General features: G+C 71.5%; 16 protein-coding genes. 11 read left to right on the top strand and 5 right to left on the bottom strand.

Annotated features, from left to right (window positions below; all coding sequences use genetic code 11):
- Positions 1-425: 425 nt before the first annotated feature.
- Positions 426-4,028: a glycoside hydrolase gene (locus tag KZC50_RS06435; protein ID WP_310891058.1), complete on the bottom strand. Its 3,603-nt coding sequence runs from the start codon at positions 4,026-4,028 to the stop codon at positions 426-428.
- 166 nt (positions 4,029-4,194) lie between these two features.
- Complete coding sequence (locus KZC50_RS06430; RefSeq protein ID WP_310891057.1) at positions 4,195-5,232, bottom strand: LacI family DNA-binding transcriptional regulator; 1,038 nt, start codon at positions 5,230-5,232, stop codon at positions 4,195-4,197.
- A 112-nt stretch (positions 5,233-5,344) separates the two neighbouring features.
- Between KZC50_RS06430 and KZC50_RS06425 the strand changes: the two genes are divergently transcribed.
- The 5 genes from KZC50_RS06425 (at position 5,345) to KZC50_RS06405 (ending at position 12,018) form a co-directional block, all read left to right on the top strand.
- A complete protein-coding gene (locus KZC50_RS06425; RefSeq protein ID WP_292705427.1) occupies positions 5,345-6,265 on the top strand; it encodes a carbohydrate ABC transporter permease in 921 nt (306 codons plus the stop codon).
- Positions 6,262-7,182, top strand: coding sequence for a carbohydrate ABC transporter permease (locus tag KZC50_RS06420; RefSeq protein WP_375294568.1), 921 nt, complete (start codon positions 6,262-6,264; stop codon positions 7,180-7,182). Before KZC50_RS06425 ends, KZC50_RS06420 begins: the two co-directional genes overlap by 4 nt.
- A gap of 86 nt (positions 7,183-7,268) precedes the next feature.
- The gene (locus KZC50_RS06415; RefSeq protein ID WP_310891056.1) at positions 7,269-8,627 is read left to right on the top strand and encodes an ABC transporter substrate-binding protein; all 1,359 of its coding nucleotides are present in this window, start codon (positions 7,269-7,271) and stop codon (positions 8,625-8,627) included.
- A gap of 92 nt (positions 8,628-8,719) precedes the next feature.
- Complete coding sequence (arfA, locus tag KZC50_RS06410; protein ID WP_310891055.1) at positions 8,720-10,264, top strand: arabinosylfuranosidase ArfA; 1,545 nt, start codon at positions 8,720-8,722, stop codon at positions 10,262-10,264.
- Between the two features lie 2 nt (positions 10,265-10,266).
- The gene (locus KZC50_RS06405) at positions 10,267-12,018 is read left to right on the top strand and encodes a glycoside hydrolase family 35 protein (RefSeq protein ID WP_310891054.1); all 1,752 of its coding nucleotides are present in this window, start codon (positions 10,267-10,269) and stop codon (positions 12,016-12,018) included.
- A 294-nt stretch (positions 12,019-12,312) separates the two neighbouring features.
- On the opposite strand, the gene KZC50_RS06400 is transcribed toward KZC50_RS06405, so the two are convergent.
- A complete protein-coding gene (locus KZC50_RS06400; protein WP_310891053.1) occupies positions 12,313-13,314 on the bottom strand; it encodes a LacI family DNA-binding transcriptional regulator in 1,002 nt (333 codons plus the stop codon).
- A gap of 94 nt (positions 13,315-13,408) precedes the next feature.
- Here KZC50_RS06400 and KZC50_RS06395 point away from each other — a divergent pair, with 94 nt between their 5' ends.
- The 4 genes from KZC50_RS06395 (at position 13,409) to KZC50_RS06380 (ending at position 18,110) form a co-directional block, all read left to right on the top strand.
- Positions 13,409-14,686 (top strand): endo-1,4-beta-xylanase, encoded by a 1,278-nt coding sequence (locus tag KZC50_RS06395; RefSeq protein WP_310891052.1) that lies wholly within the window; start codon positions 13,409-13,411, stop codon positions 14,684-14,686.
- A 94-nt stretch (positions 14,687-14,780) separates the two neighbouring features.
- Positions 14,781-15,956: a galactose-1-phosphate uridylyltransferase gene (gene galT / locus KZC50_RS06390; protein ID WP_310891051.1), complete on the top strand. Its 1,176-nt coding sequence runs from the start codon at positions 14,781-14,783 to the stop codon at positions 15,954-15,956.
- Positions 15,953-17,167 carry a galactokinase gene (galK, locus tag KZC50_RS06385; RefSeq protein ID WP_310891050.1) on the top strand — a complete coding sequence of 405 codons (1,215 nt, stop codon included), beginning with the start codon at positions 15,953-15,955 and terminating at the stop codon, positions 17,165-17,167. The genes galT and galK overlap by 4 nt, the downstream gene beginning before the upstream one ends.
- Before the next feature lie 106 nt (positions 17,168-17,273).
- Complete coding sequence (locus KZC50_RS06380) at positions 17,274-18,110, top strand: alpha/beta fold hydrolase (protein ID WP_310891049.1); 837 nt, start codon at positions 17,274-17,276, stop codon at positions 18,108-18,110.
- An 18-nt stretch (positions 18,111-18,128) separates the two neighbouring features.
- Here the strand turns inward: KZC50_RS06380 and KZC50_RS06375 are convergent, their stop codons facing one another.
- Positions 18,129-20,414, bottom strand: a complete 2,286-nt coding sequence (locus KZC50_RS06375) for a glycoside hydrolase family 3 C-terminal domain-containing protein (RefSeq protein WP_310891048.1) — start codon at positions 20,412-20,414, stop codon at positions 18,129-18,131.
- 104 nt (positions 20,415-20,518) lie between these two features.
- Here KZC50_RS06375 and KZC50_RS06370 point away from each other — a divergent pair, with 104 nt between their 5' ends.
- A complete protein-coding gene (locus KZC50_RS06370; RefSeq protein ID WP_053547091.1) occupies positions 20,519-21,142 on the top strand; it encodes a TetR/AcrR family transcriptional regulator in 624 nt (207 codons plus the stop codon).
- A complete protein-coding gene (locus tag KZC50_RS06365; RefSeq protein ID WP_310891047.1) occupies positions 21,132-22,628 on the top strand; it encodes a carboxylesterase/lipase family protein in 1,497 nt (498 codons plus the stop codon). Before KZC50_RS06370 ends, KZC50_RS06365 begins: the two co-directional genes overlap by 11 nt.
- Positions 22,629-22,889: 261 nt before the next feature.
- Here the strand turns inward: KZC50_RS06365 and KZC50_RS06360 are convergent, their stop codons facing one another.
- The gene (locus KZC50_RS06360) at positions 22,890-23,729 is read right to left on the bottom strand and encodes a type IV toxin-antitoxin system AbiEi family antitoxin domain-containing protein (protein ID WP_236967231.1); all 840 of its coding nucleotides are present in this window, start codon (positions 23,727-23,729) and stop codon (positions 22,890-22,892) included.
- Positions 23,730-24,108 lie beyond the last annotated feature (379 nt).

The following is a 24,108-nucleotide window of genomic DNA, read 5'->3' as shown; positions in this document are numbered from 1 at the left end:
AATCCGAGGAGTTCGGTCCCTCGGCCGCCGCGGCCCGCCCCCAGACCACCGCGCACCCCGCCGGCACCCGACCCCCGGCCCCGACCCCCGGCAGCCCTCCGCGCGCCCCGACCAGCCCACCCCGGCCACGTACCCAACTCCTCCAAACCCCGCGCCCCAGGCCCGGAACCCGCCGCCACCGGCCTCCCCGCCCCGAAACTGAGGAGTTCGGCACGCCGACCGCCGCGACCAGACCGCCTCACGGCGCCGACCGGCTCGCCCCAAAGCCCGTACCGAACTCCTCCTAACCACGCGGCTCGGGCCCGGACGAGGCCGAATCCGCCCCTCCCGGCCCCGAAACTGAGGAGTTCGGCACGCCCGTGCCCACCCCCGGACGCAGTGATGCCGGCGGCTCCGCGCTACACGGAACCGCCGGCATCGTCAGGTCAGCTGCAGGTGCGGGCCGGGACGACGAGTGTGGCCGAGAAGGGAGCCACCCCGTCCTGCGTTCCCGTCACCGTCAGCTCACCCTCCGGGATCGACGAGGCCCGCGTCGTGAACGCGTGGCTGCTCGCCTTGCCCGGAGCCAGGGCGATGCCCGACTTCGAGCCCCACGGGGTCCGGATCGCCGCGACCGCCGCCGCGTCCGAGGGGTTTCGCACCGTGACCGACACGACCACCTTGCCGGCGAGGCACCGCGTCGTGACCGTCGTCTCGAGATCGAGCACGGCTTCCTCGCGGACGACGACGCGGTACGTCCGCTCGGTTCCGTCCGGCGCGGTCACCCGCACGGTGCCCGTCCCCTCGGCGTCGGCGGGCTGGGTGATCGACACCCGTGCGTCACGGTCCACCGGGACAGCCGTCAGCTCGGTCGCCGAGCCCGGGTCGACGACGACCTCGTACTCCTCGCGGTCATCGAGCCCCGTGACCGTCGTCCCGCCCACGGCGAGGCGGGCGAGGTCGGCCACCGACGAGGCCGACGGACGGGCCGCGGAGATCTCGACCTCCGAGACGATCATGTGCGTCGCGGGCCGCGCGGTGAGCACCACGCGCACCTCGTCGGCGACCACGCCGCCCATCGGCACCTCGATCACGGGAGCGCCGGATGCCTGCTCCGGCACCGTCACGGTCTGACCTGACGTCCACGCACCGCCGGTGAGACGGTGATCGACCCGCAGCGACTGCGCCCACGTGGCTCCGCCGTCACGGTAGAAGCGGATGGTGAAGCGCTCGAGCCGCTCGCGCTCGGCGAGGTCGTAGGTCAGGGTGTCCTGGGCGTTCTTGGTGCCCGAGCGCCAGTTCGACCAGCCCTTGTCATCGGCGATGCGGTTGATCGTGCGCGACACGGCGTACGACGCGCTCTCGGTGAACGTCGCCGACGGCGACGAGTCCGGCGCGACGTTCGCGTCGGTGGCCGCGGTCACGATGATCGACAGCACCGCCGGCAGGCGCGGAGCCCCGGCGACGTTCGAGGCCGCGGTTCCCGGCACCGTGACGACGCCGGGCTCGGCGAGGTCGGCGTCGTCGACACCGCTGAAGTCCCATTCCACCGCCGTCGCGTATCCGGGCCCCCCGAGGGCGATCTCCGCCGGAGCGGTCGTCGGCGCGGCATCCTGCACCGCATCGACGGTCGCGCCCGCGAAGGTCGTCACCGACACCGGCTGCACCGAGGCGAAGGCTCCGAGCTCGACCTCGGCGGTCGCCTCGAACGCGGCGCCGAAGACGTCGGTTCCCGTTCCGGCCACCGTCACGACGCCGCTTGCGGGCCAGGATGCCGGGAGGTCCCACGTCACCGCGGCGGTCCGGCTCGCGCCGTCGGCGTAGCGGACGGTCACCGTCTCGGGCAGGCTCGGCGCGGTCTCGGCGGGCGCGGAGGCGAACACCGTGTCGACGCCGGTCGCCGCGGTGGAGGCGATCCGCCACCGCTGGTTCTCACCGTTGTTGGAGGTCCAGACGCCGACGGATGCCCCGTCCGCGCTGCTGCCTCCGCCGACGTCGAGCACCCGCTCGGCCGAGGCGCTCAGCACGGAGAAGGTCGTTCCGTCGGCGGTGGAGCCGAGGAAGTGGAACCGGCCGTCGCCGCGGGCGGTCTCGAGGTCGGCCGTCACGAGCGTGGGGGTGGTGCCGTCCATCCGGAGGAAGCGCCCGTCGCCGTTCTGCAGCGCGAAGCGGTGGCGGTTCGTGCCCTCGTCGGCGAGCGAGCGGACGGTCCAGGCCTGGGCGATCCCCTGCGCGGAGGTCTGCGCCGACGTGCGGATCGCGAGCCCCGTCCCCTCGGCCGCGAGCGCGCGCCCGCTCTGAACGCCGAGCAGCTGCACCGTCTCACCGTCGCGGAAGGCGACGGTGTCATCGCTGACCCCGCTGACTCCGTCGATCACGAAGGTCGTGACGGACTTCGCCGGCACGGTCAGGCGCGCGGTCTGCGTCGCGGCGTCCACCGCGACCGGCTCGCCCTCGACGAGGGCGCCTGCGGTGACGTCGTCGGCGGGCGACTCGGTCGTGACGATCGGGGTCACCGTCGCACCCTCGGCGATCTCGCCGAAGCCGGACAGGTCGAGCGCGACGGTCCGCGCCTCGGCACCGCTGTTGACGTGCACGACGGTCGCGCCGGTGCCGTCCTGGCGGATGGCCGCGGTGCTGCGCGGATCGTTCGTCGGGATCAGCCGGTCGCCCGGGAGGATGTGGTGGGTGAAGTTCCGCACCGTGTTGAACTTCGCGTTCGTGAGCACGCGGCAGGACGGGTCGGCGTCGCCGTCCGCGAGGCGACGCTCCGAGTTCCCCTCGGCGTTGCAGTCGAAGTCGATGAAGACGCTGCCCCAGTTGAGCTTCTCGACCTTCTCCATGTTGTAGAGGTCCTCGACCGGCTGCCAGAAGACCCAGGCCTCGGGCTCGAGCTCGCGGAGGTCGTCGACGATGCGCGTGGCCATGCCGAGCCCGTTGTCGATGTTGGTCTGGTTGAACCCGCCCTGGGTGTCCCAGTTGCCCTCGACCTCGCTCATCCACAGCGGCTTGTCGTTGGCCTTGGCGATGTCGCGCACGATCATGCGGTCCGAGGTGCCGTAGGTGTGGACGTTCAGCTGGTCGACGGCGGCGCGGGATGCCGGGCCGTAGGCGTTCCAGTTCTGCACGAAGATCGACGGGTTGGTCTCGTCCATCGCCGAGATCTGCACGTCGGTCTCGGCGCGCTGGAGACGCTCGTCCAGCACCTGGACCATCTGGTCCTGACGCTGCGGACCGATGTGCGCGCCTTCCTGGCGGCTGGCGGATGTCGGCCACGTCTCACCCGCGGGGATCCGGGTCGACCAGTAGTTGGTGTTCGGCTCGTTGAACGGCGTCAGCGTCTCGAACTGGATGTCGTGCTCGGCCTCGAGGTGCTCGACGACGGTGACGAGGTAGTCAGCGAACGCCGACATGTCCTCGGTCGCGAGCTGCTCCGAGGTGGCGTTGTTGATGCCGCCGGAAACGAATCCGCTCTCGGTGAGGAAGTAGGGCGGAGAGTTGCTGAACGCCTCCCACTTCGTCACCGTGTCCTTCAGAGCATCGAGCCACCAGCGCTGAGTGGAGTCGGCGTCGAAGTCGTAGTGGTCGGGGTTCGAGCCGTCCCAGGCGGCGGCGTAGCGCTCGCGGTCGGCGTAGGTCGAGGTGATCTCCCCGTCCGCGTCGGTGGCCGGCAGCTCGGGGTTCCACCAGCCGTCGACCGCACCGCCGGGGCGCAGGTAGCCGGGGACGTCGGTGGCATTGCCGCCGCCGATGTTGTACCGCGCGATGTTGAGGTTCAGGCCCTCGTCGCCGAAGACGGCGTCGAAGAGCGCCTGGCGGACGTCCGCGGGGTAGTCGCCCGTGGCGTTGGCGAACCAGACCAGGCTCGTGCCCCAGCCTTCGAAGGGTTCGGCGGCGTAGGCGGGATTGGGGGCGATGCGCACGGCATCGTCCGCGACCGCGGCGGTCACGGGGGCGGCGGTCGCGGGGGCGACGGCACCGACGGCCAGGAATCCGGAGAGCGCGACTGCGCCCGCCGAGACCATGGCCACCATCCGAGTGGGGGTCATCATCGATCCTTCCGGCCGCTTCCCTGCGGCCTCGCGTGGTTGTCCGGCCGCCCTCTCCGGGAGAGCGGATGTTGACGTCATCATGTTCACGTCAACATGTTGCCGGTAACAAGCAGGATAGCGACACCGTCGATCCGCATCAAGGGCGAAGCGGTCGGCGGGGTGGTCAGCGACGCGGTCCGGAGCTCTCCCGGACGATCAGCTCGGTGGGGACGACGACCCGCTCGGCGCTGACCTCCCCCTCGATCTCGGCCAGGAGCGAGCGGATGGCGCTGGCCCCGACCCGCTCGAAGTCCTGCCGGACCGTGGTCAACGGCGGCCAGAAGTTCGCCGCCTCCGGCGTGTCATCGAACCCGACCACGCTGATCTCGCCGGGGACCGCCCGGCCCGCCTCGTGGAGGGCGCGCAGCACGCCGAGGGCCATCTGGTCGTTGGCGGCGAAGATCGCCGTCACCACGGGATCCGTGGCCAGACGCGCGCCCAGGCGGTGCCCGGCATCCGCCGTCCAGTCCCCCACGAGCACCTCCGGTGTCGGCGCTCCGCGGCCGCGCAGGGTCTCCCACCACGCCACGCGCCGACGCTCGGCGGCATACGACTCCAAGGGGCCGGAGATGTGCCACACGGTCTCGTGGCCGAGGTCCAGCAGATGCTCGGTCGCGAGTCGCGCACCGAGGGCCTGATCGTTGTCCACGACCGGGTAGACGTACTCCGCACGGGAGTCGACCACGACGACCGGAAGCCCCGTGGGCAGCTCGATCTCCGCCTCCCCGAGACGGTGCTTCTCGATGAGGATGACGACCCCGTCGACCGCATGCTCGCTGAGCCGCACGAACGCGCCGGCGACATCGGACTGGGTGGCGGATGCCACGGTGATGAGGGTGAGGGAGTACCCGGCCTCATCCGCGACCCGGGCGACGGCATCCAGCGTCCGGGTGTTTCCGTACGAGGACAGCGAGAACATGATGACGCCGATATTGCGGAACCGGCCCGAGCGCAGCGCCCGCGCCGCACTGTTCGGCCGGTAGCCGAGCTTCTGCATCGCCGCGACCACCCGCTCCCGGGTGGCGGGATCGACGTTGGCGCGACCGTTGGCAACGCGGGAGACGGTCTGGCCGGAGACCCCCGCCGCAGCGGCGACATCGGCCATGGACACCTCCCGGCGACGCGTGCGCGCCTCTCCGGTGGCGATCGACAGCTCTGTCATGTCATCTCCTTGGTGTTGACGTTGACATCGTAGCGAACAGGGGGTTATGTTGACGTCAACATTCTCGACCCGATGAGAATGCACCCCCGCACCGAAGAAGAGGCACCGGACGATGACGACCACCGTGACACCGCCCCCGGCGTTGCGCACACCGCGCAGGCGACGCCTGCGCGTCGATGAGCGCGGCTGGCTGTTCGTCGCCCCGTTCGCGATCGTGTTCGCGCTGGTGTTCCTGACGCCGCTGCTGTACTCGCTATACCTCAGCTTCTTCCGCGAGCAGCTGGTCGGCGGCAACACCTTCGTCGGGCTCGACAACTACATCCGCGCCCTGAGCGACCCGAACTTCTGGGACGGCTTCACGCGCGTCCTGCTGTTCCTGCTCATCCAGGTGCCGATCATGCTGCTGCTGGCCCTCGCGGCGGCCCTCGCGATCGACAGCGCGCGGCTGCACGCGGCCGGCTTCTACCGCATCGTGATCTTCCTCCCCTACGCCGTCCCCGCCGTGGTCGCGGTGCTCATGTGGGGCTACATCTACGGCGACCGGTTCGGACTGACCTCGAACCTCAACGACCTCCTCGGCTCGAACGTCGTCCAGCCGTTCCTCCCGCAGTGGATGATGCTCTCGATCGGCAACATCGTCACGTGGCAGTTCGTCGGCTACAACATGCTGATCTTCTACTCGGCGCTGAAGACGATCCCGAACGAGCTCTACGAGGCGGCGTCGATCGACGGCGCCGGCGCGTGGCGGACGATCTTCGCCATCAAGATCCCCTCGGTGCGCGGCGCGCTCGTGATCGCCACGATCTTCTCGATCATCGGCAGCTTCCAGCTCTTCAACGAACCGAACATCCTCAAGCCGCTGGCGCCGAACGTCATCACGACGTACTACACGCCCAACATGTACGCCTACAACCTGTCCTTCGCCGGACAGCAGTACAACTACGCCGCGACCGTCGCGATCATCATGGGCCTCATCACGGCGATCATCGCCTACGTCGTCCAGCTGCGCGGATCCCGGCAGGAGACCCGATGAGCGCCCCCGCCCAGACCCGCCCCGCCCGGTCCCGCACGGCGGGCGCCCCCACCCTCGCCCGGCGGAGTCCGACGAACCGGCGGCGTTCCCTCGTCCTCACCCTGGTCATGGGCGTGTACCTGCTCTACACGCTGGTGCCGCTGTTCTGGCTGATCATCAACGCCACCAAGACCCAGGCCGATCTCTTCACGACGTTCGGCCTGTGGTTCGGTCCGGAGTTCGCCCTCGGCGACAACATCGTCCAGACCCTCACCTACCGCGACGGCATCTTCCTCCGCTGGCTCGGCAACACCCTGCTCTATGTCGTCGTCGGCGCCGGCGGTGCCACGATCCTCGCGACGATGGCCGGCTACGGCATGGCCAAGTACAACTTCCGCGGGCGCAAGGCTGTCTTCGCCGTCGTCCTCGGCGCCATCGCGGTGCCCGGCACCGCGCTGGCGGTGCCCACGTTCCTGCTCTTCAGCGAGCTGGGGCTGACGAACACCCCGTGGTCGATCATCATCCCGTCGCTCATCAGCCCCTTCGGGCTGTACCTCATCTGGGTCTTCGCGAGCGACGCGATCCCCACCGAGCTTCTGGAAGCCGCCCGCATGGACGGTGCCGGCGAGTTCCGCACGTTCTTCACGATCTCGCTGCGCCTGCTCGCTCCCGGCATCGTCACGGTGCTGCTGTTCGCGGTGGTCGCCACCTGGAACAACTACTTCCTGCCCCTGATCATGCTGAGCGACCCCGCGTGGTACCCGCTCACGGTCGGCCTCAACCAGTGGAACGCGCAGGCCACCGGCGTCGGGGCCCAGCCCATCTACAACCTCGTGATCACCGGCTCCCTCCTGTCGATCATCCCCATCGTCTTGGCGTTCCTCGTGCTGCAGCGGTTCTGGCAGTCCGGGCTCAGCGCCGGAAGCGTCAAGCAGTGATGAGGGGAACTGCCTGACATCTGCACCTCCCTCTCCCCGGAGCCACGAGCACCGGATCCATCAACAACGAAGTGAAGGAAAGTCACATGACACACGGAGGCAAGCGCGCGCTGCGGCGCGGCACCCTTCTGACCGCGACGGCGATCTTCGCCGTGGCATCCCTGGCCGCGTGCTCCGGCGGCGGCACCGGGGGCAACGGCGACAGCGGCGGAGGCAGCGCCGACGACCTCGAGGCGGCTCTGGAAGCCGGCGGCGAGATCACCTACTGGAGCTGGACCCCCTCCGCCGAGGCCCAGGTCGCCGCGTTCGAGGAGGCGTACCCGAACGTCACCGTCAACTACGTCAACGCCGGCACCAACACCGAGGAGTACACCCGTCTGCAGAACGCTCTGCTCGCGGGCGACGGCGCCCCCGACGTCGTGCAGATCGAGTACTACGCGTTCCCGCAGTTCGCGCTGTCGGAGTCTCTCGTCGACCTCAGCCAGTACGGCTTCGCCGACCTCGAGGACGACTACAGCCCCGGCACGTGGGGTGCGGTCGACTTCGACGGCGCCATCTACGGTCTCCCGCAGGACTCCGGTCCCATGGCCCTGTTCTACAACCAGACCGTCTTCGACGAGTACGGCATCGAGGTGCCGGCCACGTGGGACGAGTACATCGAGGCGGCCCGCACCCTCAACGAGGCCGACCCGTCGAAGTTCATGACGGCCGACACCGGCGACGCCGGCTTCACCACCAGCATGATCTGGCAGGCCGGCGGACAGCCGTTCCAGACCACCGACGGCACGAACGTCACCATCGACCTCCAGGACGAGGGCTCGCAGCTCTTCGCCGACACGTGGGGCACGATGCTCGACGAGGGCCTCCTCGCCGACATCCCCTCGTGGACCGACGAGTGGTTCGCGGGCCTCGGCGACGGCACGATCGCCTCGCTCGTCATCGGCGCCTGGATGCCGGGTGTCCTCGAGTCCTCCGTCCCCGACGCCGCCGGCGACTGGCGCGTCGCGCCGATCCCGACCTACGACGGCACCCCGGTGACCGCCGAGAACGGCGGCGGCGGCCAGGCCGTGACCACCCAGAGCGAGAACCCGGCCCTGGCGGCGGCGTTCCTGAAGTGGCTCAACAACGACCCGGAGAGCCTGCAGATCTTCGCGGAGAGCGGCGGATTCCCGTCGACCACCGCGCAGCTGAGCGACCCCGCGTTCGTCGACCAGGAGTCGGAGTACTTCGGCGGCCAGGCGATCAACCAGGTCCTCACCGAGGCGTCGTCGACCGTCCGCGAGGGCTGGCAGTACCTGCCCTTCCAGGTGTACGCCAACAGCGTCTTCGGTGACACCGTGGGCCAGTCCTACCAGTCGCAGAGCGACCTGAACGGTGGCCTCCAGGCCTGGCAGGACCAGCTGGTCTCCTACGGGAACGACCAGGGCTTCACGGTCAACCAGTAATCCCCCCACCGAGACGGGCCGGCGTCCGCGCTGGCCCGTCTCACCCTTCTCCCCTCTCCTTCCTCCCGCCCTGATACCCCGGAAAGCAGCAGATGTCCGCCACCGCCCACGTGCAGATCGCCCTCGACGCCCCGGGGGCCGTCGTCCCGGCCCGCCTGTTCGGCACGTTCGTGGAGCACATGGGCCGCTGCGTGTACGAGGGCATCTACGAGCCCGGGCACCCCACGGCCGACGCCGACGGATTCCGCGACGACGTCCGCGCCCTCGTCCGCGAGCTCGGCGCCACCGTCGTCCGCTACCCCGGCGGCAACTTCGTCTCGGGGTACGCGTGGGAGGACGGCGTCGGTCCGCAGGGCGACCGTCCCGTGCGTCTGGATGCCGCGTGGCACAGCACCGAGACCAACCAGGTGGGCCTCCACGAATTCGCCCGATGGGCCGAGAGCGTCGACCTCGAGATCATGGAGGCCGTCAACCTCGGCACCCGGGGTCCCGCCGAGGCCGCGCAGCTGCTGGAGTACGCCAACCACCCCGGCGGCACCGCGCTCAGCGACCGCCGAGCCGCGAACGGGCGCACCGAGCCGTTCGGCATCCGTCTGTGGTGCCTCGGCAACGAGATGGACGGCCCCTGGCAGATCGGCCACAAGACCGCCGACGAATACGGGCGGATCGCGGCCGAGACCGCGCGCCTCATGCGCTTCTACGACCCGGGCGTCGAGCTCGTCGCCGCCGGCAGCTCCAACCGCGAGATGCCGACCTTCGGCGCGTGGGAGCGCACCGTGCTCGCCCACACCGCCGACCTCGTCGACCACATCTCCATCCACGCCTACTACGAGGAGCTCGACGGCGACACCGCGAGCTTCCTCGCCTCCGCCGTCCACCTCGACGGCTACATCGCCGACGTCGCCGCGATCATCGACGACGTGCGCGCCGAGCGCGGCATCACGCGCGAGATCGGCATCAGCGTCGACGAGTGGAACGTGTGGAACCAGACCCGCTGGAACACCCAGGACAAGGACGCCGTCTTCGCGGGCGACTGGCCGATCGCACCCCGCCTCATCGAAGACGAGTACACCGTGACGGATGCCGTCGTGGTGGGTTCCCTCCTCATCTCCCTCATCCGCAACTCCGCGCGGGTGAGCATGGCCAACCTCGCCCAGCTCGTGAACGTCATCGCCCCGATCCGGTGCGAGCCCGGCGGTGCCGCGTGGCGTCAGACCACGTTCTTCCCCTTCCGGGACGCCGCCCGCCACGCCCGTGGGCGCGTGCTGCCCCTCGACGTTGCGGCCCCCACGACGGAGACGGCCCGGTTCGGCCCCGTGTCCGATCTCGACGCCGTCGCGACCGTCGGCGACGACGGGGAGGTCACCGTCCTGCTCGCCCACCGCGGGCTCGACACCGCGCTCGAGGTGCAGCTCCCCCTGCCCGGATTCGAGGTGCGGGAGGCGACCGTCCTCGCCGCGCCGGCCGACGGCGACCGGCACGCGGTGAACACCGCCGGCGCCGAGCACGTCGCGCCGCGTCCCCTCGAGGTGCGGCCCACGGCATCCGACGCGCTCGAGGTCACCCTGCCGCCGGTCTCCTGGGCCGTGATCCGCCTCGCCCCCGCTTCCCCGACCACCACCACCACGACGGACTGACTGTGACGACCTTCACCATCGGCGAATCCGACTTCCTGCTCGACGGATCCCCCCACCGGATCATCGCCGGGGCGCTGCACTACTTCCGCGTCCACCCCGACCACTGGGCCGACCGCATCCGCAAGGCGCGACTGCTGGGCCTGAACACCATCGAGACGTACGTCGCGTGGAACGCACACGAACCCGTCCGCGGCGCCTGGGACACCTCCGGCCCGAACGACCTCGGCCGCTTCCTCGATCTCGTCGCGGCCGAGGGGATGCACGCGATCGTCCGCCCCGGCCCCTACATCTGCGCCGAGTGGCACAACGGGGGCCTCCCGGTGTGGCTGACGGCGATGCCCGGCATCCGTCTGCGCAGCTCCGAACCCGGGTACCTCGCCGAGGTGTCGCGGTACCTCGAGCGCGTGTATGAGATCGTCGTCCCGCGGCAGATCGACCGGGGCGGGAACGTGGTCCTCGTCCAGATCGAGAACGAGTACGGGGCCTACGGCGCCGACAAGGACTACCTGCGGGCGCTCACGGAGCTGACCCGCGACGCCGGCATCACGGTGCCACTGACGACGGTCGATCAGCCGATGCCCGACATGCTCCGCGACGGGAGCCTCCCGGGTCTGCACCTCACCGGGTCGTTCGGCTCGCGCGCCGCCGAGCGTCTGGCGACCCTGCGCGAGCACCAGCCGACCGGGCCGCTCATGTGCTCGGAGTTCTGGGACGGCTGGTTCGACTGGTGGGGCGGTATCCATCACACGACGGATGCCGCGGCCTCCGCCGCCGAGCTCGACACCCTGCTGGCGGCGGGCGCATCGGTGAACCTGTACATGTTCCACGGCGGCACGAACTTCGGCACCACCAACGGCGCGAACGACAAGGGCCGCTACGCCCCGATCGTGACCTCCTACGACTACGACGCCCCCCTCGACGAAGCCGGGAACCCGACGGCGAAGTACGCCGCCTTCCGGGAGGTCATCGCCAAGTACGCCCCCGTGCCGGATGAGTACCCGGCCGTCGCGGGCCGCGCGCCCGAGCTGCGGGTCGAGTTCGAGGGCACCGGCGACTGGCTGCCGGAGCGCCACGCGGACGGCGACGTTCACGCCGAGCCGCCGACCTTCGATGATCTGGAGCACATCGGGGCGCTCGTCCGCTACGACTGCCCGCTGCCGGATGCCGCCTTCGACGACGGCGACCGAGCCGCACTCATCGTGGGCGAGGTGCGCGATCTGGCGTGGATCGCCGTGGACGGCGTGCCGGTCGCGCGCCTGTCGCGCACCGACCACGACCGTGCCGCCGTGATCCCGCGGGGCGAGGTGCTCACCGTCCTCGTCGAGGATCAGGGCCGGGTGAACTACGCCGAGCGGATCGGCGAGCCGAAAGGCCTCGTGGGCGGCATCCGTCTTGCGGGAGAGCCGCTGACGGGGTGGAAGGCGCGCCCGGTCGATCTCTCCGCGGTCGCGGCGGGAATCGCCCACGCTCCGGCGGGATCCACGGTCGGGCGGACGGGCCTCCGCGGCTCGTTCACCCTGAACGCCCCGGCCGACCTGTACCTCGACACCGCCACGCTCGGAAAGGGCTTCGCGGTGCTGAACGGCTTCGTCCTCGGTCGCTACTGGCGGCACAGCCCGCAGCGGACCCTGTTCGTGCCCGCACCGGTCACCCGGGCGGGCACGAACGAGCTCATCATCATCGAACTCGACCAGGTCGCCGAGGCCGCGGTCTCGTTCGTCGCCGCGCCCGAGCTCGGCCAGCTCGAGGAGTAGCGGGGTCGGGCCGACGCGCGGTCAGGCGCCGCCGGCGTCGAAAACGCGGGACGGATCGACCCACGGGCCCGGTGGAGGCCCCGAACACGCCCGGATCCACCGCGTTTCCGACGGCTGACGGCTCGGACCGCGGGCGACGGGTCAGTGCCAGAGGGAGGGGCCCCGCCCGCCGGTCAGGCGCCGCCGGCGTCGAAAACGCGGGACGGATCGACCCACGGGCCCGGCGGAGCCCCCGAAACGTCCCTGATCCACCGCGTTTCCGACGGCGGACGGTCAGGCGCCGCGGGCGACGGGTCAGGCCCCGGGCGCGGGGCGGCTGCTGTCGCGCACGATGAGCTCGGCCCCGACGACCTCCGCGAGGCTGTCGGATGCCGCGTCCCGCGGGCCCGCTCCTTCGGCGAGGTCGATGAGCCGGCTCACGGCGCGCTCTGCCAGAGCGTCGAAGTCCTGACGCACGGTGGTGAGCGGCGGGAGGTAGTCCACGGCCTCCGGCACATCGTCGAACCCCACGACGGCGACGTCGTTCGGAACGCGTCGGCCGAGGTGTGCGAACCCGTGGAGGAGGCCGAGCGCCATCTGGTCGTTGGCGGCGAAGACCGCCGTCGCGTCGCCGAGCAGCACCGCCGCCGCCGCGCCCGACCTCGATCCCCAGTCCCCGCGCACGGGCTCGGGCACCACGGCGCCGGCCTCCGCGAGCGCCGCCCGCCAACCGCGCTCGCGCTCGGCGGCGGCGAATGAATCGGCAGGGCCGGCGAGGTGATGGACCGTCGCGGCGCCGCCGGCGAGGAGGTGCGCCGTCGCCGTCCGCGCGCCGTCCGCGTGATCGGTCTGCACGGTGACGAGGTGCGCGGCGGGCTCGGCGTCGACGACGACGAGCGGCATGTCTCCGGTGGTCCCGGCGAGCTGCACGAGCCGCGTGGCCTCGTTCAGCACGATCGCACCGTCGACCGCGCGGTCGTGCAGACGCGAGAACGCCGGACGGATGCCGGAGTCCGCCGTCGCGGTCACCACGACGATCGCGTAGTCCCGGGCTTCCGCCGCCGCGCACACCGCCTGCAGCATGCGGCTGTTGCCGACGGTGGCGAGGGTGGAGACGACGAGCCCGATGGTGCGGGTGCGTCCCGTGCGGAGCGCCTGCGCCGCGCGATGGATGCGGTAGCCGAGCGCGGCCATCGCCTCCTCGACGCGGGCGCGGGTCTGCGGGTCGACCCGGGGCGATCCGTTGACGACGCGCGACACGGTCTGCGCGGACACGCCGGCGTGCGCGGCGACGTCGGCCATCGACACGCGGGGCATCGCACCTCCTGGACACTCGGTGTGTTGACGATAACACCCACGGTCTCGCCGCGTTCGTCTCTGACGTTCGCGACGCCTGTGCGAGGGTGGGCCGATGTTCCACGATCTCTCCCCGCGGTTCCGCGACGTGTCCCTGCGCATGCTCGACGCCGACGGCGCCCCGGCGGATCCGGCATCCGTGGTCGTGGAGCAGACCCGCCACGCGTTCGGCTTCGGCAACATCGGGTTCGATTTCCTCGGCCTCCTCGGCGGCGCAACCTCCGGCCCCGACGGCGACCGCGAGGCCCTCGCCGCCGCCGACGTCGCGCTCGCCGAGCACCTCCTCGAGGCGTGGCTGGCGGTGTTCGACACGGTGACGCTGCCGTTCTACTGGCGGTTCTTCGAGCCGGCGCCCGGCCACCCCGACACCGCGCGGCTGCAGGCGACGGCGCGGTGGTTCGCCGACCGGGGAGTGCGCGTGAAGGGCCACCCCCTCGTCTGGCACACGCTCGCGCCCGCGTGGCTGCTCGACCGAACGGATGCCGAGGTCGAGGCCGCGATCCGCGCGCGCATCCGCCGCGAGGCGACCGATTTCGCCGGCCTCGTCGACCAGTGGGACGCGATCAACGAGGTCGTGATCCTCCCGGACTTCACCGCCGAGGACAACGCGGTCACCCGCCTGGCACGGTCCCGCGGACGGGTGGAGATGGTGCGGATGGCGTTCGAGACCGCCCGCGAGGCAGACCCGAGCGCACGGCTCGTGCTCAACGACTTCGACCTCTCGCCGCGCTATGAGCGCCTCATCGAGGAGTGCCTGGCCGCCGGCATCCGCATCGACGCGATCGGACTGCAGACGCACATGCACCAGGGGTTCCGCGGAGAGGATCAGCTCGCGTCGATCCTCGAGCGCTTCGCCCGGTTCGGCCTGCCGCTGCAGCTGACCGAGACGACGCTGGTCTCGGGCAATCTGATGCCGCCCGAGATCGTCGATCTCAACGACTACGTCGTATCCGAATGGCCCTCTACTCCCGAGGGCGAGGCCCGTCAGGCCGACGAGCTCGAGCGCCACTACCGGACGGCTCTCGCCCATCCCGCCGTCGAATCGCTCACGATGTGGGGTATCACGGATGCCGGGGCCTGGCTCGGCGCCCCGGTCGGCCTCCTGCGCGCCGACGGCAGCGAGAAGCCCTCGTATGCGATGCTGCGGAATCTGATCCGCGGCGAGTGGTGGCATGCGCCGCGGGCGATCGCACCGGATGCCGACGGCCTGATCCGGATGCGCGGGTTCGCGGGCGACTACCGGGCGACCGCGGCTGCGGGGTCGGCGACCTTCTCGATCGCGCCGGATGCGGATGCCGCGGCGGCGGCGCTCGAGGTGCGCCTGACGCGCTGAGCCCCTCTGACCCGGCACGTCCCCGCGCTTCTCACCCACGTCCCCGACGGGACAGCGTGTTGACGATAACACGCTGTCCCGCTACCGTGTTATCGTGGCCATCACCGAAGAGACCCCCCAGATCCTGGACGCCGGCGTCGTCAAACGCCCCACCCTCCTCGCCGACGGACGCGAGCTGATCTACTACGACGATCCCGACACGACGCTCGGTCCCGACCGGGCGGTCGACGCCCGCACCCTCGACGCGCGTCCCGCGACGGCGACCATGCGCCGCGACGTCCTCACCGGCGACTGGGTCTCGATCGCCGCTGCCCGGCAGAACCGTGCATTCCTCCCGCCCGCTGAGCTTGACCCGCTCGCGCCGCAGACCCCCACGAACCCGTCCGAGATCCCCTCGCGGTACGACGTCGCGGTGTTCGAGAACAAGAGCCCGTCCTTCGGCCCGGCCCTCGCGACCGCCCACGGCTCGGCCCCCGCCGCTGTCGACCCGCCGCGCGACCTCGACGACCTCGACGCGCCCGGCCTCGGTCGCACCCGCACGAGTGTCGGCCGCTGCGAGGTCGTCTGCTTCAGCCCCGAGCACGCGGGCTCGTTCGGCACCCTCTCGCGCACCCGCGCCCGCACCGTCATCGAGGCGTGGGCGGACCGGACCGCGGCATTGTCGGCCCTCCCCGGCATCCAGCAGGTGTTCCCGTTCGAGAACCGCGGCGAGGCGATCGGCGTGACCCTCCCCCACCCGCACGGGCAGATCTACGCCTACCCGTACATCACGCCGCGGACCGCCGGCCTCCTCCGCTCGATCGAGCGCGAGGGCGACGACCTGTTCGCCCGCATCCTCGAGCACGAGCGGGGCGGCGAGCGCATGATCCTCGAGGGCGAGCACTGGAGCGCGTTCGTCCCGTTCGCCGCGCGCTGGCCGCTCGAGGTGCATCTTCTGCCCCACCGCCACGTCGCCGATTTCGCCGGAACGACGGATGCCGAGCGCGACGAGCTCGCCGGACTCTACCTGCGGCTCCTGCGCGGCGTCGACGCCGTCTACGACACCCCGACGCCGTACATCGCCGCGTGGCACCAGGCGCCGGTGCACGCCGGCCGCGACAGCGCGCGCCTGCACCTGCAGCTGACGAGCCCGCGTCGCGCCGCCGACAAGTTGAAGTTCCTCGCCGGTTCCGAGGCCGCCATGGGCGCCTGGATCGGCGACATCCCCCCCGAGGCCTCCGCCGCACGCCTGCGCGAGGCCGTCTCGACGATCCCCGAGGTGACCGCATGACCGACGCCCCCGCCACCGACGCCCCCGGAGCCCGCCCCGAGGCCGCCCAGAGCGCCCGCGCGCTCTTCACCGAGCGGTTCGACGCCGTTCCCCTCGGCACGTGGTCCGCGCCCGGACGCGTGAACCTCATCGGCGAGCACACCGACTACAACGACGGGTTCGTGCTCCCCTTCGCGATTCAGCACCGCACCCATGTCGCGCTCGGCACCCGCGCGGACGGGGTCATCCGCGTCGCGTCCACCTTCGCCGACGATGCCGTCGAGGTGCCGCTCGCCGAGCTCAACGCCCTGTTTCCCGACGGACGCGAGACCGTGGCAGAGTGGGCGCGCTACCCGCTCGGGGTCGCGTGGGCGCTGCAGCGCGCGGCCGGGCGCGACCCGGTGACGCTCGTCGGCGTGGACCTCGCCTTCGCCTCCGACGTCCCCGTCGGTGCGGGGCTGTCCTCCTCCGCCGCGATCGAGGGCGCCACCGCGAGCGCCCTCGCCGCGATCTGGGGCATCGACCTCGACCGCACCGCGCTCGCGCGGGTCGGGCGCACCGCCGAAAACGAGGCCGTGGGCGCCCCCACCGGAATCATGGACCAGATGGCGTCGATGCTCGGCCGCGCCGATGCGGCGATCTTCCTCGACTGCCGGTCGCTGGAGGCGGAGGTCGTCGACCTCGGATTCGCGGATGCCGGCCTCGAGCTCGTCGTCATCGACACCGGCGTGAGCCACTCCCACGCCACGGGCGGCTACGGCGAGCGCCGCGCGGCCTGCGAGCGCGGCGCCGAGGCGATGGGGGCATCCGCCCTCCGCGATGTCTCGGTCGCCGATCTCGAGCGCGCTCAGGAGCTCCTCGACGATGTGACCTTCCGGCGCGTGCGTCACGTCGTGACCGAGAATCAGCGCGTGATCGACACGGTCGCAGCCCTCGCCGCCGAGGGTCCGGCATCCGTCGGACCACTGCTGGTGGCCTCGCACGCCTCGATGCGCGACGACTTCGAGATCTCCGTCCCCGAGCTCGACACCGCCGTGGAGGCCGCTCTCGCCGCCGGCGCGATCGGCGCCCGCATGACCGGGGGCGGCTTCGGCGGCGCCGCGATCGCCCTCGTCGCGCGCGACGAGGTCGGAGCCGTGACGGATGCCGTCACCGCCGCGTTCGCCGACGCCGGGTTCGCCGCGCCGACGATCTTCACCGTCGCCCCGTCGGCCGGCGCCGCCCGCGACTGACGTCGCACCACAGACGTCCTCGGATCGCAAGACCTTCCGGGTCCGGACGCGGCGCTCTAGCGTCGTATCCGGACCCGGCAGAGCGCCGGTCCGGAAAGGATCCGACGTGGCCTACATCACCGTAGGGACCGAGAACTCCGCCGACATCGAGCTGTACTACACCGACCAGGGGTCGGGGCAGCCCGTCGTCCTGATCCACGGCTTCCCGCTGAACGGCGAGTCCTGGGGCAAGCAGCAGGCGGCGCTGCTGGATGCCGGATACCGCGTGATCGCGTACGACCGCCGCGGGTTCGGCGCGTCGACCAAGGTAGCCTCCGGCCTCGACTACGACACGTTCGCTGCCGACCTGCACGCGCTCCTCGAAGACCTCGACCTGAGCGACGTCGTCCTCGTCGGCTTCTCGATGGGAACCGGCGAGATCGCCCGGTACCTCTCCCGCTACGGCAGCGAGCGCGTCGCGAAGGCCGCCTTCCTCGGCTCCCTCGAGCCCTACCTTCTCATCACCGACGACAACCCCGACGGTGCCGGCCCCCAGGACTTCTTCGACGGCGTCGCCGCCGCCGTCCGGGAGGACCGCTACGGCTTCGTCACCGGGTTCCTGAAGGACTTCTACAACCTCGACGACACCCTGGGCTCGCGCATCTCGCAGGAGGCCGTCGACGCGAGTGCCCGCGTGGCCGCACAGGCCGGCAACGCCGCGATCGCGGCGGCGCCGCTGACGTGGCCGACCGACTTCCGCGGCGACATCCCGGCGATCGGCGTCCCCGCGCTCATCCTGCACGGCACCGCCGACAACATCCTGCCGATCGACGCCACGGCACGCCGCTTCCGGGAACTCCTCCCCGACGCGACCTACGTCGAGATCGAGGGCGCCCCGCACGGGCTCCTCTGGACGCACGGCGACGAGGTCAACGAGGCACTGCTGGCCTTCCTCCGCTCCTGACGACCGCCCGGTCCCAGGTCACCCGGCCGGCTGCTCGGACGCGTTCGCCGTCTCGAGCAGCCGGTCGACCTCGTCCGGGCCGAACCCCAGTCCCGCCATCATGCCGAGACGCCCGAGCGGGAACGACCCGAGCATGGCCATCATGTCCACACCCTCCGGCATGATGGCCGACGCCCCGGAGGCCTCGGTCATCGGCGCGAACGCCCGAGCGAGGACGGGGCCGGCGACGGGGTGGGCGAGCGCCTCCGCCAACGACGACTCGCGCGAGAGCGGCCGTGACACGGCATCCCCGGCGATCTCCAGTGAGAGCTCGGACCGGATGTCGCGACTCGACGCGGCCACCGCGAAGACGTGGTCCCCGCCCGCGACGAGCCACCGGCCGGCTCGCACGTCGTAGGTCGCGAGGTCGTCTCGGCGGACGGTCACCTCGACGTCGCGGGTCTCCCCTGCCTCGAGAGCGACGCTCGCGAACCCCGCGAGCTCCCGCACGGGACGCGCGGGGAGCCCCGGGCGCGAGACGTAGACCTGGACGACCTCGCGACCGGCGCGCGTCCCCGTGTTCGTCACCGCGACGCGGAGGGTGATGTCTCCGTCCTCGCGAACGGATGCCGACGGCGCGCTGTAGGCGAAGGTCGTGTACGACAGGCCGTGCCCGAACGGGTAGGCGACCTCCATCGCCCGCGCGTCGTACCAGCGGTAGCCGACGAAGAGACCTTCGCTGTAGTGGACGGTTCCCTCTGTGCCGTAGTGCAAGAAGGCGGGGGTGTCTTCGAGACGGAGCGGGATCGTTTCGGTCAGCCTCCCCGAGGGGGCGACCGCGCCGAAGAGGACGTCCGCGGTGGCCCCGCCGCCACCCTGGCCGAGGAGCCACGCCTCCAGGATCGCGGGCACCTCATCGGCGAAGGGCAGGGCGACGACACTGCCGTTGGAGAGGACGACGACCACGTTCGGGTTCGCCTCCCGCACCACCGCGAGAAGGGCGAGCTGATCGGCGGGCAGGTCGATGTGGGTCCGGTCATAGCCCTCCGACTCCGCCGCAGCGGGGAGCCCGAGGAAGACCACGGCAACGTCCGCGGCCGCGGCGGCGCGGACGGCCTCGGCGCGGAGGGCGTCGGCATCCGCGGTGTCGTTCGGGCTGAGCGCAAACCCGGGAGCGAAGGCCACCGTACCGCCCTCGACGCCGACGGCGGCGGTGATCTCGTCGAGCGCGGTGTCGAGCCGGGTCGGGTTGATCATCGAGGACCCCGCCCCCTGGTAGCGGGGCTTCGCGGCGAAGGCGCCGATGACCGCGACACGGGCCGAGGGGGCGAGCGGGAGGAGCCCGCCCTCGTTCTTCAGCAGCACGATCGAGCGCGTGGCGGCCTCCCGGGCGAGGGCGTGGTGGGCGTCGACGTCGAGGGGGCCGGCGACCCGCCCCGCGCCCGCGCGTGCCTTCCGGACGAGGTCGATCGCCCGCCCGGCGGCCGTGTCGAGGACGCTCTCGTCGAGGCGCCCGTCGCGGACAGCTGCGACGATCTGCGCATCGGTGGTTCCGCCGGAGGAGGGCATCTCGAGGTCCATGCCGGCGGCAAGGCCCGCGACACGGTCGTTGACCGCTCCCCAGTCCGACACGACCAGCCCTTCGAAGCCCCATTCGTCGCGGAGCACCGTCGTCAGCAGCCACGGATCCTCGGATGCGTAGACGCCGTTGATCCGGTTGTACGCGCACATCACCGTCCACGGCTGGGCGTCCTGCACGACCCGTTGGAATCCGCGGAGGTAGATCTCCCGGAGCGTCTGCTCGTCCACGTCGCTGGAGGCCCGCATCCGATCGGTCTCCTGGTTGTTCGCCGCGAAGTGCTTCAGCGACGCCCCCACTCCCTGCGACTGGATGCCGCGCACCAGCGCCGCGCCGAGCACGCCCGAGACGAGCGGATCCTCGGAGAGGTACTCGAAGTTGCGCCCGCACAGCGGTGACCGCTTGATGTTGATGCCGGGGCCGAGGAGGATCGCGACGTCCTGGATCGAGGCCTCCGCGCCGAGGGCGACGCCCACACGTTCGGCGAGCTCGACGTCCCACGACGACCCGAGTCCGACCGCGGGCGGGAAGCAGGTGGCGGGGAGGCTTCCGCCCATGCCGAGGTGGTCGGCGCTCTCCACCTGCTTGCGGAGGCCGTGCGGTCCGTCGTTCATCGCGATCGAGGGCACGGCGGCACCCGGTCGGTCGATCGCCTTCGTCGTCCAGAAGGTCGCGCCGCTGGTCAGCGACGCCTTCTCCTCGATCGTGAGGTCGGCGGGCTCGGGGAGCGGGGCGTGGGACGTCATCGGTCCTCCTCGTGTGCGGCATTCGTCGCGATCATCGTCGACGCGCGAGAAACCTAACAGTACTCGGTTTTTGTCTTTTCGGGAAGGTGCGATGTACTGCTGTCATGCCGGATCCGCACCGCACGCGTGGCTCCTACGCCAAGGGCATCGCCAAACGCGAGGAGATCCTCGAGCGGGCCCTCGAGGTGGTCGCACGCGAAGGGATGCGCGGCGCGTCCGTGCGGGAACTCGCCGATGCGGTCGGGCTCAGCCAGGCGGGGCTCCTGCACTATTTCGACAGCAAGGAAGAGCTGTTCACCGAGATCCTGCGCAAGCGCGACGAGATCGACGCCACCGAGCGTCTCGGCGGGGGCGAGGGCGACGTCCGCGAGGGGCTGCGTCGCGTCGTGCGGCACAACAGCGAGGTGCCGGGCGTGGTCGCGCTCTTCTCCCGACTCTCGGTCGACGCCGCCGACCCCCAGCATCCGGCGCACGCCTTCTTCCTCGAGCGCGGAGAGGGCCTCCGGGGCTCGTTCGCCGCATCCTTCCGCCGCCGGCAGGAGGCTGGCGAGATCAGCGACGCCGTGGATGCGGAGACGCTCGCCCGGCTCCTCCAGGCCGCCGCCGACGGACTGCAGCTGCAGTGGATGCTCGCACCCACGTTCGACATGGCCGACACCCTCGACGCGCTCTTCATCGCGCTCGCGGGCCCGCTCACCCGACCCGCGGAGGACACCCGTGAACCCTGACCCCATCGTCCGCATCACCGCGGGGCAGGTCCGCGGGTTCTGGCGGGGTCCCGCGGAGGCGCCCGGCAGCTCCGCCGCCTTCCTCGGCATCCCGTTCGCCGAGGCCCCGGTGGGCGCGTTGCGGTTCGCCGCGCCCGTCCCGGTGGCGCCGTGGGACGGCATCCGTGACGCCCGGGAGTACGGTGCGACGGCGAAGCGCGCCAAACCGGGCGAGAAGACCCTCATCCCCGAGCCCGCGGTGCCCGGAGAGGCGACGCTGAACGTGAACGTCTTCACCCCAACGCCGGGCGGGGACGCGGCGCTGCCGGTGCTGGTCTACATCCACGGCGGCGGCTTCACCGAGGGGTCGCCCGCGAGCCCCTGGTACGACGGGTCGGCCTTCACGCGCGACGGCGTCGTGACGGTGACGATCTCGTACCGTCTCGGCTTCGACGGGTTCGGCCACATCCCGGGAGCACCGAGCAACCGGGGCGTCCGCGACTGGCTCGCCGCCCTCGCCTGGGTGCAGGAGAACATCGCGGCATTCGGGGGCGACCCGGGGCACGTGACGATCGCGGGCCAGTCCGCGGGCGGCGGTGCGGTGCTGACGCTCCTCGGGATGCCGGCGGCGCAGGGACTCTTCCACGCGGCCTGGGCGCTCTCCCCCGCCCTCGGCGACGTGTCGGGCGAACGCGCGCGGACGCTGACGGCGAAGCTCGCGGGCCTCCTCGGCGTCGATCCCTCGCGGGACGGATTCGCGGGCGTGACGGAAGCCGACATCCTCGCGCAGCAGGAGTCGGTCGGGCGCACCGGGCAGTCGCCGCTGGACGTCGCCCGCGGAATGCTGCAGGACGGTCTGAGCTTCGGCCCGATGATCGACGGCGACCTCCTCGCCCGACCCACGATCGAGGCGCTGCGCTCAGGCCTCGGCGGCGATGTGCCGCTCGTGCTCGGGGCGACCGACGACGAGTTCACGATGATCACCGACGGGGCCGCACGGGTGCTGGGGCTGGTGCCGCCCGGGGTCGCGCTGCAGCAGCTCGACGTGCCGAGGGAGAGGCGGCACGCCTGGCTCGCCGCGAACGCCCCACAGCGACGCAAGGGGACCGCCGCGGTCGTCGGGCGCTACGTCGGCGACGTCATCTTCCGCTCGACGGTGCTGCGCGCCGCCGACGCGCGGGCCGCGGCCGGCGGCGCGGCGAAAACCTGGGCGTACCGGTTCACGTGGCCGTCACCGACGATCGGGTGGGCGTGCCACTGCCTCGACGTGCCGTTCTGGTTCGACGCGCTGGGCGCCGAGGCCGTGGGCGCGATCGCCGGCGACGCACCGTCTCAGGCTCTGGCCGACGCGGTGCACGGGGCCGCCGTCGCCCTGATCCGCGACGGGGACCCGGGGTGGCCCGCATGGGATCCGGCGACCCAGCCGACCCGGGTCTTCGACCTGCCGGCCGACGGTCGCGCCCCGGTCGTCTACGACGGCTACGCCTCGGTCCGGGCCCTGGCCTGACAGCCGACCGCCGCCGGACGGCCTGGCTCGACCGTCGAAAACGCGTGGGATACGGCATTCGGAGGTGTCATGCCACCGTCGACACGCCGTGAACCCCCGCGTTTCCGACGGCGTCGGCTCGGCGCCGCGACGTGGCTTCATCTCCGCTCCCGGCTCGACCATGTCAAGAGCGCGTGAGATCCGGGCTACCGAGCCACCGCGGGAATCTCGACACGCCGCGCGACCCCGCGTCCTCGACGGCCCGGGCCTGTCCCCTGACGGCTACCGCTTGGCGGGACGGGACGCGAGGATGCCGACGAGAGCCTCCCGGACCTCGTCGGGGTGCCACATGATGTCCTCGGCGATGAGCCGGAGAGTGGCGTACCCGAGAGCCGCTGCGGCACGGTCACGACGGCGATCTCGACGCTGGGCGTCCCACGAGGCGTGATGCTCGGCACTGTCGCACTCGACGATGAGCCAGCCGTTGACCACGAAATCCACGCGTCCGACGGTGGCAATCGACACCTGCAGCTCGACGGATGCGCCCAGAGTGCGCAGCATCACGCGCACGAGCGACTCGGGGCCGGATTCAGCACGCGCGTCGAGCAGTCGGCGCAGTACACGGTAGCGACGGGGAAGCATGCCGAACAGCTCGTCGAGGTCTCCGGGATCGATCACACGGTTGCGGAGGGCGGAATCGATCGTGGCGACCGCGGCTCGCGGTGACTGGCACCGCACCGCGCATGCAACGGCATCGAGCGGCGACACCGCCACAGCGGACGGATGCGGCTGCCGCCGCAGCTGAGCCCAGTGCCGCCGCGTCGGGCGCCCGAGGGCGGTGCGCTTCAGGCGCGGAGCATGCAGATGTACGTGCAGAACGGAGGAGTCCATCACGAAGACCCCTCGTCGCGCGAGCTCGGACACGCACGCGAGCCGACCTCCCAGCGCGCAGGCGTCCACGACGTCTGCGGATACGTCAGCATTCAGATACACACCGGCACGGGGTCGGAGAAGCGCGCCGGTCTCGACAGCGAAGCGCAGTGCGCGGTCGCTCCAGCCCGCGGCGATGAGATCGCGGCGACGGAGGAAGATCGGGGACTCGTCGCGCAGGGCCGTTGCCATGCATCCCAGCATCCGGCGCACGCATCTCCCGAGCCGCCGATCAGCCGCGAAGCGTGGACAACACGCGCGCGCCCGTCCCTGGGGAGGAGGCTCCTCGTGGCGCGAGGCATTCGCTTCACGGAGAGAAAACGCGGGGGATCCCGGCGTCCCACCGGCTCCAGGGCCCTGAAGACCGTTGTCTGCCACGCGATTTCGACGCCGAACGATCCATCGGACGCGGCGCGGGTGTCGCCGACCATCCGAGGACGGGGTAGCCACCGACCGTCGAGAACGCGGGAGATCCGGGCACCTGAGACCCCGCACGACCCCGAAATCTGCCGTTCGCCACGCGTTCTTGACGCGAATCGGTGAACCCCGCGCTTTCACACGCGCCGGCAGT

The organism is Microbacterium aurantiacum (assembly GCF_031625015.1).
Lineage (GTDB): Bacteria > Actinomycetota > Actinomycetes > Actinomycetales > Microbacteriaceae > Microbacterium > Microbacterium aurantiacum.
This window is presented reverse-complemented; position numbering and strand designations above follow the sequence as displayed.

Excerpts from the sequence above, each read along its gene's own strand:
- KZC50_RS06400 (WP_310891053.1), bottom strand. The coding sequence starts at position 13,314 with ATGCCCCGCGTGTCGATGGCCGACGTCGCCGCGCACGCCGGCGTGTCC.
- arfA (WP_310891055.1), top strand. The coding sequence starts at position 8,720 with ATGTCCGCCACCGCCCACGTGCAGATCGCCCTCGACGCCCCGGGGGCC.
- KZC50_RS06360 (WP_236967231.1), bottom strand. The coding sequence starts at position 23,729 with ATGGCAACGGCCCTGCGCGACGAGTCCCCGATCTTCCTCCGTCGCCGC.
- galK (WP_310891050.1), top strand. The coding sequence starts at position 15,953 with ATGACCGACGCCCCCGCCACCGACGCCCCCGGAGCCCGCCCCGAGGCC.
- KZC50_RS06425 (WP_292705427.1), top strand. The coding sequence starts at position 5,345 with ATGACGACCACCGTGACACCGCCCCCGGCGTTGCGCACACCGCGCAGG.
- KZC50_RS06415 (WP_310891056.1), top strand. The coding sequence starts at position 7,269 with ATGACACACGGAGGCAAGCGCGCGCTGCGGCGCGGCACCCTTCTGACC.
- KZC50_RS06375 (WP_310891048.1), bottom strand. The coding sequence starts at position 20,414 with ATGACGTCCCACGCCCCGCTCCCCGAGCCCGCCGACCTCACGATCGAG.
- KZC50_RS06370 (WP_053547091.1), top strand. The coding sequence starts at position 20,519 with ATGCCGGATCCGCACCGCACGCGTGGCTCCTACGCCAAGGGCATCGCC.
- KZC50_RS06420 (WP_375294568.1), top strand. The coding sequence starts at position 6,262 with ATGAGCGCCCCCGCCCAGACCCGCCCCGCCCGGTCCCGCACGGCGGGC.
- KZC50_RS06430 (WP_310891057.1), bottom strand. The coding sequence starts at position 5,232 with ATGACAGAGCTGTCGATCGCCACCGGAGAGGCGCGCACGCGTCGCCGG.
- KZC50_RS06435 (WP_310891058.1), bottom strand. The coding sequence starts at position 4,028 with ATGACCCCCACTCGGATGGTGGCCATGGTCTCGGCGGGCGCAGTCGCG.
- KZC50_RS06395 (WP_310891052.1), top strand. The coding sequence starts at position 13,409 with ATGTTCCACGATCTCTCCCCGCGGTTCCGCGACGTGTCCCTGCGCATG.